The organism is bacterium (assembly GCA_030649025.1).
Lineage (GTDB): Bacteria > Patescibacteriota > Minisyncoccia > JAUYLV01 > JAUYLV01 > JAUSGO01.
The window spans coordinates 60,227-76,025 of record JAUSGO010000031.1 but is presented as its reverse complement, the minus strand read 5'-3'; the positions used below and the strand labels follow the sequence as shown (position 1 = coordinate 76,025).

Annotated in this window: 18 protein-coding genes and 1 tRNA gene; 18 read left to right on the top strand and 1 reads right to left on the bottom strand. The window is 49.1% G+C overall.

Annotation, left to right across the window (positions count from 1 at the left end; all coding sequences use genetic code 11):
* Positions 1-238, top strand: a 238-nt coding sequence (locus Q7S09_04800) for a hypothetical protein (protein MDO8558473.1), incomplete at its 5' end; no start/stop codon positions are given.
* Positions 239-538: 300 nt separating this feature from the next.
* Here Q7S09_04800 and Q7S09_04795 read toward each other — a convergent pair.
* Positions 539-622: transfer RNA gene (locus Q7S09_04795), tRNA-Leu, on the bottom strand.
* Between the two features lie 166 nt (positions 623-788).
* Here Q7S09_04795 and Q7S09_04790 point away from each other — a divergent pair.
* The 17 genes from Q7S09_04790 (at position 789) to Q7S09_04710 (ending at position 15,770) form a co-directional block, all read left to right on the top strand.
* On the top strand, positions 789-1,196 hold the full coding sequence (locus Q7S09_04790; protein ID MDO8558472.1) for a hypothetical protein: 408 nt from the start codon (positions 789-791) through the stop codon (positions 1,194-1,196).
* A gap of 49 nt (positions 1,197-1,245) precedes the next feature.
* Positions 1,246-1,506, top strand: a complete 261-nt coding sequence (locus Q7S09_04785; GenBank protein ID MDO8558471.1) for a GIY-YIG nuclease family protein — start codon at positions 1,246-1,248, stop codon at positions 1,504-1,506.
* A gap of 43 nt (positions 1,507-1,549) precedes the next feature.
* Entirely contained in the window at positions 1,550-2,119 is a 570-nt protein-coding gene (locus tag Q7S09_04780) for a sigma-70 family RNA polymerase sigma factor (GenBank protein ID MDO8558470.1), read from the top strand.
* A 36-nt stretch (positions 2,120-2,155) separates the two neighbouring features.
* Positions 2,156-3,028 (top strand): DUF5667 domain-containing protein, encoded by an 873-nt coding sequence (locus Q7S09_04775; GenBank protein MDO8558469.1) that lies wholly within the window; start codon positions 2,156-2,158, stop codon positions 3,026-3,028.
* 384 nt (positions 3,029-3,412) lie between these two features.
* The gene (pilM, locus tag Q7S09_04770) at positions 3,413-4,627 is read left to right on the top strand and encodes a pilus assembly protein PilM (GenBank protein MDO8558468.1); all 1,215 of its coding nucleotides are present in this window, start codon (positions 3,413-3,415) and stop codon (positions 4,625-4,627) included.
* A 290-nt stretch (positions 4,628-4,917) separates the two neighbouring features.
* Positions 4,918-5,517 (top strand): hypothetical protein, encoded by a 600-nt coding sequence (locus Q7S09_04765; protein ID MDO8558467.1) that lies wholly within the window; start codon positions 4,918-4,920, stop codon positions 5,515-5,517.
* A gap of 94 nt (positions 5,518-5,611) precedes the next feature.
* Positions 5,612-6,172, top strand: a complete 561-nt coding sequence (gene pilO, locus Q7S09_04760; protein ID MDO8558466.1) for a type 4a pilus biogenesis protein PilO — start codon at positions 5,612-5,614, stop codon at positions 6,170-6,172.
* An 88-nt stretch (positions 6,173-6,260) separates the two neighbouring features.
* Positions 6,261-6,695: a hypothetical protein gene (locus tag Q7S09_04755; protein ID MDO8558465.1), complete on the top strand. Its 435-nt coding sequence runs from the start codon at positions 6,261-6,263 to the stop codon at positions 6,693-6,695.
* 126 nt (positions 6,696-6,821) lie between these two features.
* The gene (locus Q7S09_04750; GenBank protein ID MDO8558464.1) at positions 6,822-8,600 is read left to right on the top strand and encodes a GspE/PulE family protein; all 1,779 of its coding nucleotides are present in this window, start codon (positions 6,822-6,824) and stop codon (positions 8,598-8,600) included.
* Between the two features lie 51 nt (positions 8,601-8,651).
* Entirely contained in the window at positions 8,652-9,023 is a 372-nt protein-coding gene (locus Q7S09_04745; GenBank protein MDO8558463.1) for a response regulator, read from the top strand.
* 138 nt (positions 9,024-9,161) lie between these two features.
* Positions 9,162-10,238: a PilT/PilU family type 4a pilus ATPase gene (locus tag Q7S09_04740; protein MDO8558462.1), complete on the top strand. Its 1,077-nt coding sequence runs from the start codon at positions 9,162-9,164 to the stop codon at positions 10,236-10,238.
* Between the two features lie 118 nt (positions 10,239-10,356).
* Positions 10,357-11,565 carry a type II secretion system F family protein gene (locus tag Q7S09_04735; GenBank protein ID MDO8558461.1) on the top strand — a complete coding sequence of 403 codons (1,209 nt, stop codon included), beginning with the start codon at positions 10,357-10,359 and terminating at the stop codon, positions 11,563-11,565.
* Between the two features lie 44 nt (positions 11,566-11,609).
* Entirely contained in the window at positions 11,610-11,870 is a 261-nt protein-coding gene (locus Q7S09_04730; protein ID MDO8558460.1) for a GIY-YIG nuclease family protein, read from the top strand.
* Positions 11,871-12,085: 215 nt separating this feature from the next.
* Entirely contained in the window at positions 12,086-12,661 is a 576-nt protein-coding gene (locus Q7S09_04725) for a type II secretion system protein (GenBank protein MDO8558459.1), read from the top strand.
* A gap of 191 nt (positions 12,662-12,852) precedes the next feature.
* Complete coding sequence (locus tag Q7S09_04720; GenBank protein MDO8558458.1) at positions 12,853-13,455, top strand: prepilin-type N-terminal cleavage/methylation domain-containing protein; 603 nt, start codon at positions 12,853-12,855, stop codon at positions 13,453-13,455.
* Between the two features lie 206 nt (positions 13,456-13,661).
* Positions 13,662-14,933, top strand: a complete 1,272-nt coding sequence (locus Q7S09_04715; protein ID MDO8558457.1) for a glycoside hydrolase family 1 protein — start codon at positions 13,662-13,664, stop codon at positions 14,931-14,933.
* 129 nt (positions 14,934-15,062) lie between these two features.
* Positions 15,063-15,770, top strand: coding sequence for a metal ABC transporter ATP-binding protein (locus Q7S09_04710; GenBank protein ID MDO8558456.1), 708 nt, complete (start codon positions 15,063-15,065; stop codon positions 15,768-15,770).
* Positions 15,771-15,799 lie beyond the last annotated feature (29 nt).

Sequence of the window (15,799 nt, the reverse complement as noted above, 5' to 3'; positions counted from 1 at the left end):
CTACGACATTATCCAGGTCGCCGCGAGGTGGCTGGTGGTATTCGGCATCATTATCGGCGCAGTCTTCATCATCATCGGAGGCATTCAGTATATGACTGCGGGCGGTGATGAAACGGGAACGTCGGCTGCAAAAAGCAAGATTTACGGCGGACTTATCGGCATTGCGCTTGTCCTTCTTGCCTATGCCGTGGTGAACATCGTTGGCTCCTTCTTCGGCGCCGGATCGGTGGTTTCGTAAAATTTCTCTATAGCATTCTGCTATACAAATCAAAAATCCCGTTTTGGCGGGATTTTTGAATGGAACTTGCCTCTCGCGCGCGGCAGATATGCCTCGGGACTGCGAAGCGAGTACCAAATCTATAGAACCAAAGGAGTCGCTTCTTGGTGCTCGGGGGGAGAGTCGAACTCCCACGAGATTGCTCCCGCCAGCTCCTAAAGCTGGTGCGTCTGTTTCACCCGCCTAAATGTGTTCCTGGGCAGTTTACTCATTTTTCAGAAACATTGTAACTGCCCGCACCAAACAAAGACTTTTGTTTTGTGCCCCCGAGAGGACTTGAACCTCTAATCCCTTGCGGGAACATGGTCCTAAACCATGCGCGTCTGCCAATTTCGCCACGGGGGCAGGTTTAGGCGGGCCAGTTTCTCCGGGGCGGCCGATCATCTTTCAGAAACATAGTAGCCGCCCGTGATATGCTTCACAGAAGCATATCACCCACCTGAGCATATTTTTATGGCAATTTCATAATCTCATATACGCGGCATCTCGACAACATAATCTTTTTTGGAGTATGCTAGAAAAAATGGATGACAGGGCCATCATTTGGAATAAGCAGGGGAGGGTTGCCGTTCAGGTTCATGACAATCGCGTATTTGATGCGCGAGGTAATGTTATTGGGTGGGTTCGCGGGGAAAGCGTGTATGATAAAACCGGGAGGCATATCGGATGGTTTCACGGAGGCATTTTGCGGGATATGTACGGGAAAGTGCTTGGATTTACTGAGCGCATATCTCCCGGCAACCCGCATCCGCCCCTTCCTCGAGAAAAGGAGGGAGCTCCGCCTTCTTCGCTTGAAGGTAAAACCCAGGAGAAACCCGGCCTTGTTGGTGCGCCGGGACTGCCGCCACTTGGAGGAAAACCGCCCTTGGGCGCTTCGTGGTCATCTTTTGATCCCCAAGAATATTTTGAGAATCGTTAATAGATCGGGGGTAAGCCCCCACACCTTTCAAGCCTATGTTCTGCAAATCATGCACTATTTCTATATCCTGAAAAGTAAACGTGATAAAAAGCTTTACCTAGGTTTCACTGGTGATTTGCGGAAAAGATTTGCAGAACATCAGCGCGGACTTGTGCCGTCCACAAAACCTCGCAGACCATTCACCTTGGCATATTACGAAGCATATGGTGATCAGGACGATGCTGCCCGAAGAGAGAAGCAGATGAAGCGCAATGGGAAAGCATGGGGCCAGCTCAAACGCCGTATACGAAGCAGCATCGTCCGGGCTTAAAAGGTGTGGGGGTAAGATTTTAAGGCACTTTACGTCCTTATGTATGAGCCGTGAACTTGCACTAAAAGGAGAAATATGGCCTTCTAATGCCGAAATACTCTTAACGCCAGAGGAGTTTTCGAAGGTTTACGATAATTTTGCCCCCCAATTATATCGCCACGCCTTAAGTCGGATCGGGTCGAAAGAGACCGCAGAGGATATTACGGGACAGGTGTTTTTGAAGGCTTGGGATTTTTCGGTCAAAGTCAATGAACCTATAGTGAACATACGGGCGTTTTTGTTCCGCATCGCACATAATCTTATCACCGATCACTATCGAAAGCGGAAGTTTGAAACCATTCAGCTTGATACGCTTCCCGAACAGCACAGAGCTTTCCAATCGCCAAAAAATCTTCATGAACACGCGGAAGAACGCGAAGTGATCCATCTTGTCGAAGAGACGCTCACCCTTCTGGAAGACGACTATCGGGACATTCTGGTGTGGCGCTATGTTGATGAGCTGTCCATTGAAGAAATTATGGCGGTTTCCGGGAAGTCGTCGAATGCGATATACGTGACGCTACACAGAGCTCTTAAGAAAATACGAGTAATTCTCGCCCAGAAAGGCATTTAATAAGTGCGCATACATCGGAACGGGTAATTAAATTTCATGGAAGAGCAAGACCTCATTCGCTATATCAAGAAAATCCACCAAGACAATCCTCGGGAGGCTTGGCTTTTTACGGTGAAGGAAGAGCTTTTCTCGCGCATGCGTAAAAACCCCGTCGTATCCAAAAATTCCGCATACTCTGTTTTAGCCCTCTTTCGAAGCCTCGCCAAGCCTCAAATCGTCATGGCGGGATTGTTATTGGCACTGTTCGTAGGAGGCATTGGCATGGTACTGGGAGCCGGTATGTCCGAAATCTCACCCTCGAGCGCCTTATATCCGATCAAATTGGCGAAGGAGAGGGTAAAAGAAGCGCTGGTGTTTACGGAGGAACAAAAAGCCGATTACGGTTTAGCGGTTGCGCAAGAACGCATCCAAGAATTAACGTTGCTATCCCGGGAAGCCACGATCGAAGCTCATAGTGAGAGGCAGACGGCGCTCATTGCTCAGACGCTTCAACGCTACACCAAGGCTTTGGGTGATTCTTCTTTTGCGGTCAAACAGATGCAGGCGAGCGGTAACGAGGATCTTGCTCGGGAGAAGGCCGAAAAACTTGATGAAACCGCCCGTGCCTATACGGTTCTTCTTTCAACATTTGACACTGCAAGCTCGTCCTTGCCGATTTTTGAGGACGCAAAGGCCGTTTCCATGGAGGCGCAATCGACCGCGGAAGAGATTTTGATTCCGGAAAGCGCTTCAAGCGTTTCTTCCGGCTCCTCCCAGACTTTTCAGGAGGACTCGCCGTCTTCTTCCGACATTCTGTCGGCAGACTCCTCTCATGAATCCGCAGAAGACAGTTCGGCTCAAACCCCGACTCCCTTTCCCGATGAGCCTACGGGCACACGGACATCCATTCTTCCAAATATAGTGGAGTAAATTATTGGAAATTCGTTCAATGAGCCGAAATCCCGCAATGTTCTGCGGGATTTTGACTTATTGAGACTCTTATTGTATTGCTACGCCAATAGGCTATGTGGATAGCCCGTCGTCTCATATCCGTCTTTCGTGGTATAGTATAAGCGTGTCTGAAATCCCGAGCGCCTCTGCGTGAAAGGATTTCAGCAACACGCTCTTTACCCCCTCACTCATCCCGGCAAGACATTTTCGCTATATGTAGCTGAAAAGGCGAAGCCGCCTGCGGCTCACTGGTTTTGTATATCGAAAAACTCTCGCAAGGATGAGTGAGGGGGTGCTCAATGTCGTAGATAAAATTATTGCGCTACGCCATGAGCTCCGCTTATAATTTTAGACGACATTAGCATGTTCAATCCACTTGATTTCATATTCAAGAAACGCGTTACATCGGTGCTCGGCATTGATATTGGCACGTCATCAATTAAGATCGTGGAGCTCCGGCGGGAATCCAATAGCCATTTCAATCTTTTAAATTACGCGGTGCTGGCTCCAAAACGCTCGCCGGGAGATGAAAGTGTCCGAGGTCTTCTATTTGATCTGGAAGAAGCCCGAATAGCGCAGTACATAAAATTTCTCATAAAAGAATCCGGGTTCACAACCGATACCGCGGTCATGTCTCTGCCAATTTTTTCAACGTTCGTGACCATTATGGAAATGCCGATTCTTGACGAGAAGGCGATGGCAAATGCAGTTCCGCTCCAGGCGCGCGAGTATATACCCATTCCCATCTCCGAGGTGGTCCTTGATTGGAAGATCGTAGAGACAACAAAAAAATCCGATCTTACCCGGGCAGAACCCGCTCTACCCAATTCTCTTACGGACCAATCTCCAAGGACGCAGAATGTCGGTGGCGCGATGACAATGGAAGAAAAGAACGCGTCAACACAGTCTCAAAAAGAAACACCGTCTTTTAGCCCGAAGCACCAAGGCACCAAGGTTTTACTTATGGCAGCTCCGCGGGACATGGTGCAGAAATATGTGCGCATCGCCCAATTGTCGGAACTTACGTTGATGGGTCTTGAAATAGAATCTTTTGCTCTTGCGCGCGCCGGAGCTCTGGATGAAAAGACGGCAGTTCTCCTGCTCGATATGGGCGCATTTTCTTCGAGTATTGCGGTTTTTGACGAAGGATCTTTGCGCATCGCCCATCATGTCGGCATCGCATCGAGCGATTTTACCCGGGCATGCTCCCGGGCTTTGGGAACGGATATGGAGCGGGCGGAAAGTTACAAGCAGACCTTCGGGCTTTATGCAAGCGGCGGAGAAAAAGAAATAGTCACCGCATACTTGCCGTTGCTTGAAGCTCTTGCGCGTGAAGTCGAGCGGGTGATGTCTGCATATTGGAAAACAAGTTCCAGGCAGATAACCCGCCTGATCCTTTCGGGAAACACCGCACTACTTAGGGGACTTGATGAGTATTTCGCATCCCGCCTTCGCCTGTCCGTGCAAACGGTTAGCCCTTTTTCCCACATTTCGCTTCCTAAAGATCTTGTTCCCGTCTCCGGGCTTATCGGTCCCGAGCTTGCCAATGCCGCAGGGCTTGCAATGAAGGAAATATAAGGGCTTTGTCTGCGTTTCGAAGCGCTTTGTTGCGAACGAAACGCAGGAACAAAACCTTACCCCGCCCTCTATGCGATAGGGATGTGTAGACAAGAGCCGCTTTGGCAAGAAGGCGAGAAAGATTTCCGAGAATATATTAAAATGGCTTAGAGGGCGGGGTGCTCAACGTCGTAGCTAACCCAGCCGTCTATACATAAAAAGAAAAATAAATCATCAAGAAAAATAATGTACTATCATTCAGCCCGAAGCTATTTTTTAGAGCTTAGACGGCTGGGTTAGACGACATTGGCATGCCTCTTCTCTTCCAATCCGAATCGAAAAAAGAAACATCCTCCAGCGGTTTTATCGTTGCCGAACGGCAGACGGCGTACGGTCCGGGCGTTATTATACTTCTTACGCTGTTCGGCCTCTCGTTTGTCGTGTATGCGGCGCTGTTCTCTTTTCGCGTGAAGATCTCTTCGGATACCGAATTGATCCATGGCCATACGGACGATCTGGAGCGTACGCGCAACAAAAAACTTGAATCAGAGATCTTTATTTTTGAAAAGCGCATCAATGCGCTCTCCACGATTCTCCGCTCACACGTATATCTCTCCAGAATTATTCCTTTGGTGGGAGAAGTGACGCTTCCTACGGTATTTTATGACAGCATGAACGTTTCTTTTGGAGCCGAAAGCGCATCTGGCGCAACGGGGGATGAAATTGTCCGCATAGAATTGCAAGGAAGCGCTCCGACGCTTCTCGATCTTGCGCGGCAGATGGTGATATATCGCCACGATCCGAAAATTAAAAGCGGCGGCATGTCGTCATTCGAAATTGGAAAGGAAGATGGTGGCAATACATTCAGCGCAACGCTCACGTTTGATAAGAAGGCGGTATTAGCGCAATAGAGCATCGATGCCAATATACCAATGATGCGGATTATACGAACGGGATTTCATCCGCATCATCAGTAATTCGTATATTCGTATCGATGCGTCGTACATGCTCAAAAAACTCTTCATTGCTCTCCTGTCCCTCGGTACCATTGCAGTGGTAGTGTGGTTGGTATTGCCCGAATACCGAGGTCTCGGAGAAGCGAAGGTCGCGCGCACCCAGGCCGAAGAGGCGTTGCAGGAAAAACAGCTTCTCGTATCCAAGATTAAAAATCTTGAAGCCCAGTATCGCGAAGTGGAAGATGTTGCATCAAAAGTCGCGCAGATCTTCCCCCCAATGCCCGATATTCCGAATCTTCTTGTCGAAATTCCGGAAATAGCCTCGCAAAACGGCATGACGCTTGACGACATCTCTTTTAATGTCAGCGAGACCGCATTGGACGCAACAACGAGATCGAAGACCCAAGGATCCCTCCCGTATCAGACGATGCAAGCAAGCATCTCCGTGACGGGAAGTTATGAAGCGTTGGACGGGTTCCTGAAAGCTCTTGAAAAAGAACTTCGCATCATAGACGTGTGGGCGCTGCAATTCTCGGTTCCGTCAGGGGAAGGATCACAACTCTTCACTTTTAATCTAAGTGTGCGCATGTACTACGGTCTACAAACATAAGCGGCTCATAGCTCATAGCCCGTAGCTTATAGGAACTGACCGCGCCGTCCCCCTAAAAGCTAAAAGCTAAAAGCTAAAAGCTATTCGTGTGGCCTTTCAAACAAACTTCCAGTCTCAATTAAAAGATCCGAAACAAAAACGCCTGCTTATTATTGCCGGTACATTCTTCATAGTGGCCGGCATTATCGTGTATCGCGTATTTTTTTACTCTCCCGCCCTGTTATCTAGCCAAGAAGTTTCTTCTCAAACCCAGGCTGTTCCCCAATCCCAAACTTCTCGCGGAGGTTCGAGAACCGTTCCCGCTCTCGACATTGGGCGCATAAAACTCGATACCGAGGTGGTGAAGAGCGAGCTGTTTAAGGAATTGAGAACATATTCAAAAGATAATCCCGTAACCGTTCCGGAAAAAGGGAACCCAAATCCTTTTTTGAAGCAATCACTGGCGACCCCCGTTCTTTCAGTTACATCTTCTCCGCCGACTTTTACTCCGGAGCCCTCTTTGTCTTTTGAATTGCCATTGTGAAGTTTCGGACTATCTTTGATTTTGGATTGCTATGAGCAATAAACAGCGCATAGCTTACAGCTTATAGCTTATAGGGCACAATGATATTCCCTAAAAGCCATAAGCCATAAGCTAAAAGCTATTCATGTGGTTTCCGATTCTCAAAAAACTTTTCTTGAATACCTGGTTGCAGAGAAACTGCTCGATGAGGATGTCTGCAAAGAAATTATAAAAGCGGAAAAAGATGAAGATAAAGACGCGATGGAGATCATCTATGCGCGGCGGCTTATTGACGAAAAAAAACTCCTGGAAGCAAAATCAAAATTTTCAGGATTTCCGTATCGGGATCTTGCCGGTTTTCAGGCAAATTATGAAACATTGCGCGAGATTCCCGAAGAGGCGGCGAAACACTACCGGTTCTTTCCCATCAAAGTCGATAAGGCCGCGCGTATCCTTGAAGTAGGCATGCTGTCGCCGGAAGATGTCGTGGCGCAGGAGGCTCTGCAATTCATAGCTCTGCGGCTCGGGCTTGTCGCCAAGATATTTTTGGTGAGCCCGCAGGATTTTCTGGACATCCTGAAACAATACAGAACGCTTAAGGGCGAAGTTGAAAAAGCGCTCGAGGAGTTACAGCATGAAATCGCATCCGGAAAGGAGAAAGATGCCGGAGGGGCGGCATTGGCGGCTTCCAAGAAAAAAGGAGAAGAAGAGCTTGGTGAAGAGGCTCCTATCACCAAAATGGTGGCCGTAATTTTGAAGCATGCCATTGAAGGGAGGGCGTCCGATATTCACATAGAGCCCATAGAGAAAGAAGTGCGCGTGCGGTTCCGGGTGGACGGCGTGTTGCATACGTCCATCATTCTTCCCAAGCAGGTGCATGCGGCGGTAACCGCGCGCATCAAAATCCTCTCGAATCTCAAAATAGACGAAACGCGAAAGCCCCAGGACGGCCGTTTCCACACCAGGCTGGAAAACCGGAAGATCGATTTCCGCGTCTCCATTCTGCCTACGGTAACTGGCGAGAAGGCAGTACTGCGTATTTTGGATCCTATCGTGGGGATCAAGACTTTTGAGGGATTGGGTCTTCAGGGAAGGAATCTGCGGCTTCTGGAACTGGCCATCGACAAGCCTTTCGGCATGATGCTCATCACGGGTCCCACCGGATCGGGCAAGACGACAACGCTATACTCGGTTTTCAGCACGCTCAACGAAGAAGGCGTGAACATCATCTCGCTGGAGGATCCGGTGGAGTATTTTATCGAAGGCATCAACCAGTCGCAGATCCAGCCGGAAGTGGACTATACTTTTGCCTCGGGTCTCCGTTCAATTTTGCGCCAGGACCCCGACATCATCATGGTCGGCGAAATTCGAGACAACGAAACGGCGGAACTTGCGGTGCACGCCGCGCTTACGGGACACCTCGTGCTGTCTACGCTCCACACGAACGATGCTCTGGGCGTTTTTCCGCGTCTCATTGACATGGGTGTTCAGCCGTTTCTGCTTCCTTCTTCCATACTTCTTGCCGTAGCACAGCGGCTTGTGCGAAAATTATGCCAGGACTGCAGAATCCAGGTTCCCGCTCCAAAAGAAAAAGAAGATCTTATCTTGAAAGAATTGCAGAGCCTGCCCGAAGAGAATAAATCCATCATATCCCTTGTTCCCCCGCTTAAGCTATGGGAAGCTAAGGGTTGCAAGAAATGCGGCAATAAAGGGTTGAAGGGGAGAATTGCTATTTATGAAATGCTCACGATGACCCCCCAGCTTGAGCGCATCGTGCTTTCCGGCGTTACCGAAGAAAAACTTCAGGAAGAAGCCAGGCGTCAGAATATGGTTACCATGAAGCAAGATGGTCTCCAAAAAGTCCTGCAGGGATTTACCACGCTTGAGGAGGTGTTGCAGACCGTAGAAACGGAAGTGGAAGAGTGATAAAATTTTTAAATGCGGAACCCAGTTTACTTCTAAGCGTAACGCACCCATATGGATAAAAAAAAGATATTATTGGTTGAAGATGATCCGTTCATCTCCGAGATGTACGTGACCAAATTTGAAAAGCAGGGGTATGCCTGCGAGGTTGCCATGACCGGCAAAGATGGTCTTGCCAAAGCAAAAGAATGGATGCCCGACGTGGTTTTGCTCGACGTACTTATTCCGGAAATGGACGGATTTGAGGTTTTGGCCGCGCTCAAAAAGGATCCTACAATCTCGGCAGTGCCGGTGATGATGTTGACCAATCTTGGACAGAAAGAAGATATTGAAAAAGGGAAGGCGCTCGGCGCCGTATCCTATGTGGTTAAAGCGCATTTTACGCCGCAGGAAGTGGTGGACAAAGTTAAATCGATTCTGGGATAAGCTGAAATGAACAATGGTACGAATCCCGTTAGAGGCCGCGGTCGCTAGCGAGGATTTAAATGAAGTAAACTTTTTAATGAATTCTTACTATTTATCAGGCAGTTCGGTCCCAGAAGACCGCGACCTGCCTCTAACGGGATGAACTACGAACTTGAACTCGACGATCTTCTAAGCACCGTGATAAAACAGAATGCATCGGATCTGCATTTGACGGTGGGCCGCCACCCCTCGCTTCGTATCGACGGGGTGTTGTATGCCATCAGCAAGAAAGATTTTTCAACCGCCGAGTACACGCGCGGTATTGTAGGCATCATGCTCTCCAAAGAGCAGTCGGAACAGCTTGCGCGCGACAAGGAAATGGACATGTCGTTCGACTACAAAGAAAAGGCGCGCTTCCGCGTGAATGTTTTTTTTCAGCGCGGGTTTTTGTCGGTAGCCATGCGGCTTATTCCCACGAAGATTCGGACCATGGAGGAGCTGTCGCTTCCTCCCATCGTGCGTGAATTCGTAAAACCTTCTCAGGGATTCGTGCTGGTGGCCGGTCCCACCGGACATGGCAAATCCACGACGCTGGCGGCTATTATAGATGAAATAAACCATACGCGGGCAGACCACATCATTACCATCGAGGATCCCATAGAGTACATTTTTTCTCCCGATAGGGCGATTATTGACCAGCGCGAAGTTTATCACGATTCGCTGTCATTTCACCGGGCGTTGCGCAGTGTGTTCCGCCAGGACGCCGACGTGGTGATGATAGGAGAAATGCGGGACCCCGAAACCATCGCGGCCGCGGTCACGGCTGCCGAAACAGGGCATCTCATTTTTTCCACCCTCCATACGAATTCCGCGGCGCAAACCATTGACCGCATCATCGACTCGTTTCCGCCGCAAGCCCAAGGACAGATAAAGTCACAGCTTTCCAGTTCTTTGCTGGGCATTATTTCCCAGCGCCTCATTCCCCGTATCGGAGGGGGAGTGATACCCGCGGTCGAGCTTATGGTGGCAAATTCGGCGATACGCACGCTCATCCGCGAGGGAAAGACCCATCAGCTTGATCTGGTCATTGAGACGAGCGCCGACGAAGGCATGATCTCGCTTAACAAGTCTTTGTCAACGCTGGTGCACACGGGCGCCATTGCCTTCGAAGACGCCGAAGCGTATTCCCAAAATCCGCAAGAGCTTCATATGATGCTCAAATCATCGTTGAAATGATGATTTAAGCAAAATCAAAAATCAAAAATCAAAATTTTGGAGTGAAAGTTTTTTGAAGAAAAACTTTCACGATATTCCTAAATTTTGCATTTTGAGTTTTGCATTTTGAATTTCTTTAATGCAGTTCAGTTATACCGCCAGAACAAAAAACGGAGAGACGCAAAACGGCATGGTTGAAGCCGCAACGCAGGATGCCGCGCTAGACCTGCTTCATCGCAATAATCTGGTAGTTGTCTCCCTGGAGCAGGTACAGCACTCCAAATTCTTGAGTTCGCTCTCGAAGCTTTTTCAGAGTGTCAAAAACAAGGATATCGTTATCTTTTCGCGGCAGCTTGCCACGCTTTTTGAAGCAACCGTTCCCTTGGTGGAAAGTCTGCGGACGCTCGGGGTGCAGACGGATAATGAATACTTCCGAAGCGTGCTGGGCGCGATGGCCGAAGAAGTGGATGCCGGAACTGCTTTCTCCCAGACGCTTGCCAAGTATCCGAAGATCTTCTCCAAGTATTATGTGAGCATGGTGGAATCCGGAGAAGTGTCGGGAAGACTGCAGGAATCCCTTGATTATCTCGCCAATCACGAAGAGAAGGAATATGCGCTCATGCAGAAGGTCCGCGGGGCGCTCATGTATCCTGCGGTGATTATCATTGTTTTCATCCTGATAACCATTTTCCTCATGATCTTCGTTATCCCAAAGCTCACCTCCGTACTGACGGAGCTCGGAACGGAGCTGCCCCTTCCCACAAAAATACTCATTGCCGCAAGTTCCTTCTTTCAGCATTGGTGGTTCACGCTTCCGCTTATCGCGGGAGCGCTATTTTTTGCAGGACGCTGGGTGGTGCAAACGCCGCAAGGTAAAGCCATCACGGACAGGCTTCTTCTTAAATTTCCGGTTTTGGGGGACATGTTCACCAAACTTTATATCTCGAGAATTTCAGAAAATCTCTCCACGCTCATCAAAGGCGGGCTTCCCATTATCAAGGCGCTCGACGTCACCTCCCGCGTGGTCGGTAACGAGGTATACGTCGCGCTGATAAAAAAGAGCATGGAGGAAGTGAAAGCGGGCAATACGATAAGTTCGGTGTTCCAGAAGTCGCCGCACATGCCGCTTATGGTTTCGCAGATGATCTCCGTGGGAGAGCGGTCGGGGAAGCTCGATAGTATTCTGGCGAGCCTTTCGCGGTTCTACGCGCGTGAAGTTGACAGCATGACGGAGAATCTCACTACCCTCATCGAGCCGCTGGTCATCTTGGTTCTGGGCGGCGGGGTTTTGGTGCTCGTTTTGTCCATTTTGCTCCCCATCTATAACAGCGTCTCAACGGCCGGCTAGATAGGCTGTGCCCCCACACCTTTCAAGCCTATGTTCTGCAAATCATGCACTATTTCTATATTCTGAAAAGTAAACACGATCATAAACTCTATCTAGGCTTCACCGGTGATTTGCGGAAAAGATTTGCAGAACATCAGCGCGGGCTTGTGCAATCAACAAAACCTCGCAGACCATTCACTTTGGCATATTACGAAGCATATGGTGATCAGGACGATGCTGCCCGAAGAGAGAAGCAGATGAAGCGCAATGGGAAAGCCTGGGGCCAGCTCAAACGCCGTATACGAAGCAGCATCGTCCGGGCTTAAAAGGTGTAGGGGTGTGGATAATCGCGCTTTTCCTTAAGAAAAAAACGTGAGATAATGTAAACATGCTGTTTCGGCTGACTTTAGGGTAAAAGGTCGAATATTTACTCTTAACGCCTTCCGGAGCAATGTCAGTTTTGTTATATTATATTAACATTTAGCTTTAATTTCTTTTTAACCGGTTAACCAAAAATTCGTTAACTTGTTAATAAGCCGCTATGATACAAAAATTCAGAAAAGCCATGCATGGGTTCACTCTTATTGAGCTCCTCGTGGTTATCGCTATTATCGGATTACTCGCATCTATCGTGCTGGTGTCGCTGTCCTCGGCGCGCCGCAAAGCCCGCGACTCGCGTCGTGTGGGCGACCTTCGCCAGATACAGCTTGCGCTGGAATTATATTTTGATGCCAGTCAAGAGTATCCATACTTTGCGCAAGCATCAGGAGCTTTGTACACAAAGGCACAGGCAAATACTGCTTTCATAGGAACCGCATCGACAGGCATCGGAGCTCTCGTTCCCACGTATATAGGCGGACTGCCGAGCGATCCAACAGGAGGCGCAACGTATATCTATGGCTATATTCCAGGCGATAGTGCGGCATCTCCGCTAAATTGCGATGCAGCAGCGGACACATGTCTTCACTATATTCTGACCGCAACGATCGAAGAAAGCACAAATGCATCTTTGGGCAACGACAATGACAGTGCAACCGGCGGGTACGCGGCGAACAATGGTTACGATTGTACGGATTCCGGCGGAGCCAACGGCATTGCCTATTGCGTAGGTGCCTAGGTCCCAGAAAGAACCAAAAATTCTTGTTTCGTTCATTCCGACCCCACTCTTGAAATTTTAAAAGAAGAGATGGGGTCGGTAATGTTATGATGTTGCGCATACAGCAGATCAAAAAAGGATTCACCCCCACACTAATCGGGGATTGTGCCTTCGGCGCTAGATCTCACAAATTTTCCGAAACTCGCTAAAATATGATGAAGGGAAGAATTAATGTCATCAAAAAACTTTGCGCCAATCCCCGATTAGTGAGGGGGTTTACGCTCGTCGAAATGCTCGTGGTAGTTGGCATTATGGCGCTTCTGCTTTCTATCGTTACGGTAGCAATATTCTCGGCGCGCCAAAGGGCCAGAGACGCACGAAGGCTCGCCGACCTTAATCAGGTGCGCATTTCCCTTGAGCAATATTTCAAGGACAAGAAGCGTTATCCGAATTCCGATCCTCAAGGATACTGCGGCCTTGCGGCTCAACTTTCCGGCTATCTTGCCCAGCTTCCTCGCGATCCGCAGGATGCGGGAGCATCCTGTTCCGCCTCTTCGCGTTACGAATACTATACCGAATTGCCTCTTCAACCCAAGCAATGGCTGTTGCGTACGTCATTTTTCGAATTGCCGTCAAGCATGAAAGCGGGGTTTGTAAATGACGAGGACGGAAACATCGGCTCGCAGGGCGGGGGAGGATGGATAGGGGGAGCTTCATCCGTCACCTGCACGTTCAGCGCGCCGTCAACCTATTCTTGTCCGACGCGCGATTGCGGAAGCGCTGCCAATGATACGATCTATTGCATCCGTTCTTGATTTAGAGAAAAATGCCCCTTGCAATGCTGCAAGGGGCATTTTTGTATGACCCCGTTAGAAGTAGGACGCTGATTCACCCCGTTAGAGATCCGATTCCGGGGGAACCGGCATCCGCCAAAGGCGGGATTATCTCTAGCGGGGCAAGAGCGTTTGCGACTTCTAACGGGGTGATGCGGATTTGCAGATAGGATGCTATACTTGTGTACATGTTTCCGAAAGAATTTCCAAAAAATTTCTTATGGGGTGCCACAACCAGCGCTCATCAGGTGGAGGGTGGCATGCATAACGATTGGACGGAATGGGAGAAAAAGAACGGCGGACGTCTTGCTCGCGAGGCCGAAAAGCGTGCGGTGCGGGAAGCGGGGCTCGCCTCCGGACTCCCGGCGATTTCTCTTCCCCCGGAGGCGTTTTCTGCCGAGAATTATGTGTCCGGTTCATCCTGCGGTCACTATGAGCGGTATGCCGAGGATTTTGACTTGGCTAAATCCCTGGGCCATAACGCGCATCGCTTTTCTATCGAATGGTCTCGCATTGAGCCGAGCGAGGGCGTGTTTGACGAAAAAGAGATAGAACATTATCGAAAGGTATTAAGGGCGCTTCGCCAGCGCGGACTGGAGCCACTTACCACCTTGTGGCACTGGACTCTGCCCGTATGGATTTCCCGGCGTGGCGGCGTTGAGGATGATAGGTTTCCGGAATACTTCGCCCGATATGCAAAGAAGGTTGGAGGATCTCTGGGAGATCTTGTTCAATTCTGGATAACATTGAACGAGCCGACATCCGTACTTTTGAACGGCTACCTTAGGGGGGTTTGGCCGCCGCAAAAGCGTAGTGTTGTGGCGGCGTATCGTGCCGCAAAAAATCTCGCACGCGCGCACCGGGAAGCCTATAATATACTGCATGGGCTTTTTCCGTCCGTTCGCGTTGGTTTTGGGAATATACTTATATATACGGAGCCGCACAGCACCTCGCTTCTTGACCGTGCGGCGGCGCGGTTTTTTGGATTTTGGTCAAACGACTATTTTTTTGGCCTTACGGGGGATACGCATGATTTTCTAGATCTCCACTACTATTTTCATTCAAGGGTAAAATTTCCTTTCTCGGTGCGCAATGAGAATCGTGCTGTTTCGGACATGGGATGGGAAATTTATCCCGAAGGCATATATCATCTTCTTAAAAAGCTTAGCGCCCCTCATAAGCCCGTCTATATTACCGAGAATGGTATTGCCGATGCCGGAGATAAAAAGCGCGCACGGTTCATTAGAGAGCATCTGGAGTGGGTGCACAAAGCCATTCAAGAAGGCGTGGATGTACGGGGATATTTTTACTGGTCGCTTCTGGATAATTTCGAATGGGACAAGGGATTTTGGCCGAGGTTCGGGCTTTTTGAAGTGGACCGTAAAACCCTTGAGCGCAAAAAACGGCCATCGGCGGATGTGTACGCAGAGATTGCTCGTACGAACAGTCTCCCAGGGTAAATTCAAAATGCAAAACTCAAAATGCAAAATTTTTGAATATCGTGAGAGTTTTTTTACAAGAAAAACTTTCACTCCTTAACTTTGATTTTTGAATTTTAATTTTTGCATGAGTAATGGTATACTCCAGACATGTCCATCATTCTTGAAGTAAAAAATCTCTCCGTCCGATTCGGCAAAGAAACGGTTTTGGAGAATATCTCTTTTTCGGTTGAGGAGGGAGAGGTGTTCGGCATCATCGGTCCGAATGGCGCCGGCAAGACGACGCTTTTTCGCGCGATACTCGGGCTCATCCCATACAGAGGAGAGATCATATGGCACAAAAAGGCGCGCATCGGTTATGTGCCCCAAAGACTGGATTTCGACAAATCGCTTCCCTTAACGGGAAAAGAGCTTCTTTTATTGCGCGGTTCGAAGGGTTTTTGGTTTCCGTCGGAGGAACTTTCTCGGGACATCAAAGACATGCTCGCACATGTGCAGGCTGGGCATCTGGAAAACCGGAGCATCGGCGAGATGTCCGGAGGTGAACTTCAGCGCCTCCTTATCGCTTATGCGCTCATGGGAAAACCGGAGGTTCTGCTTTTTGACGAGCCGACCAGCGGCATTGATCTTGCCGGCGAAGCGACCATCTATAATCTCGTAAAACATCTTGCCCAGGAATACCACCTGTCGGTATTTTTTATTTCACATGATATCAATATTCTTTATACGTTTGTGGATCACGTGCTGTGCCTTAACCGGAATCTCCTGTGTTCCGGAGCTCCAAAAGACGTGCTTACCGAAGACCAGTTGAAGCGCCTGTACGGACAAAACATACAGCTGTATGAGCATAAACACTAAGCACAGCTTTTAGTTTTTAGGTTATAGCT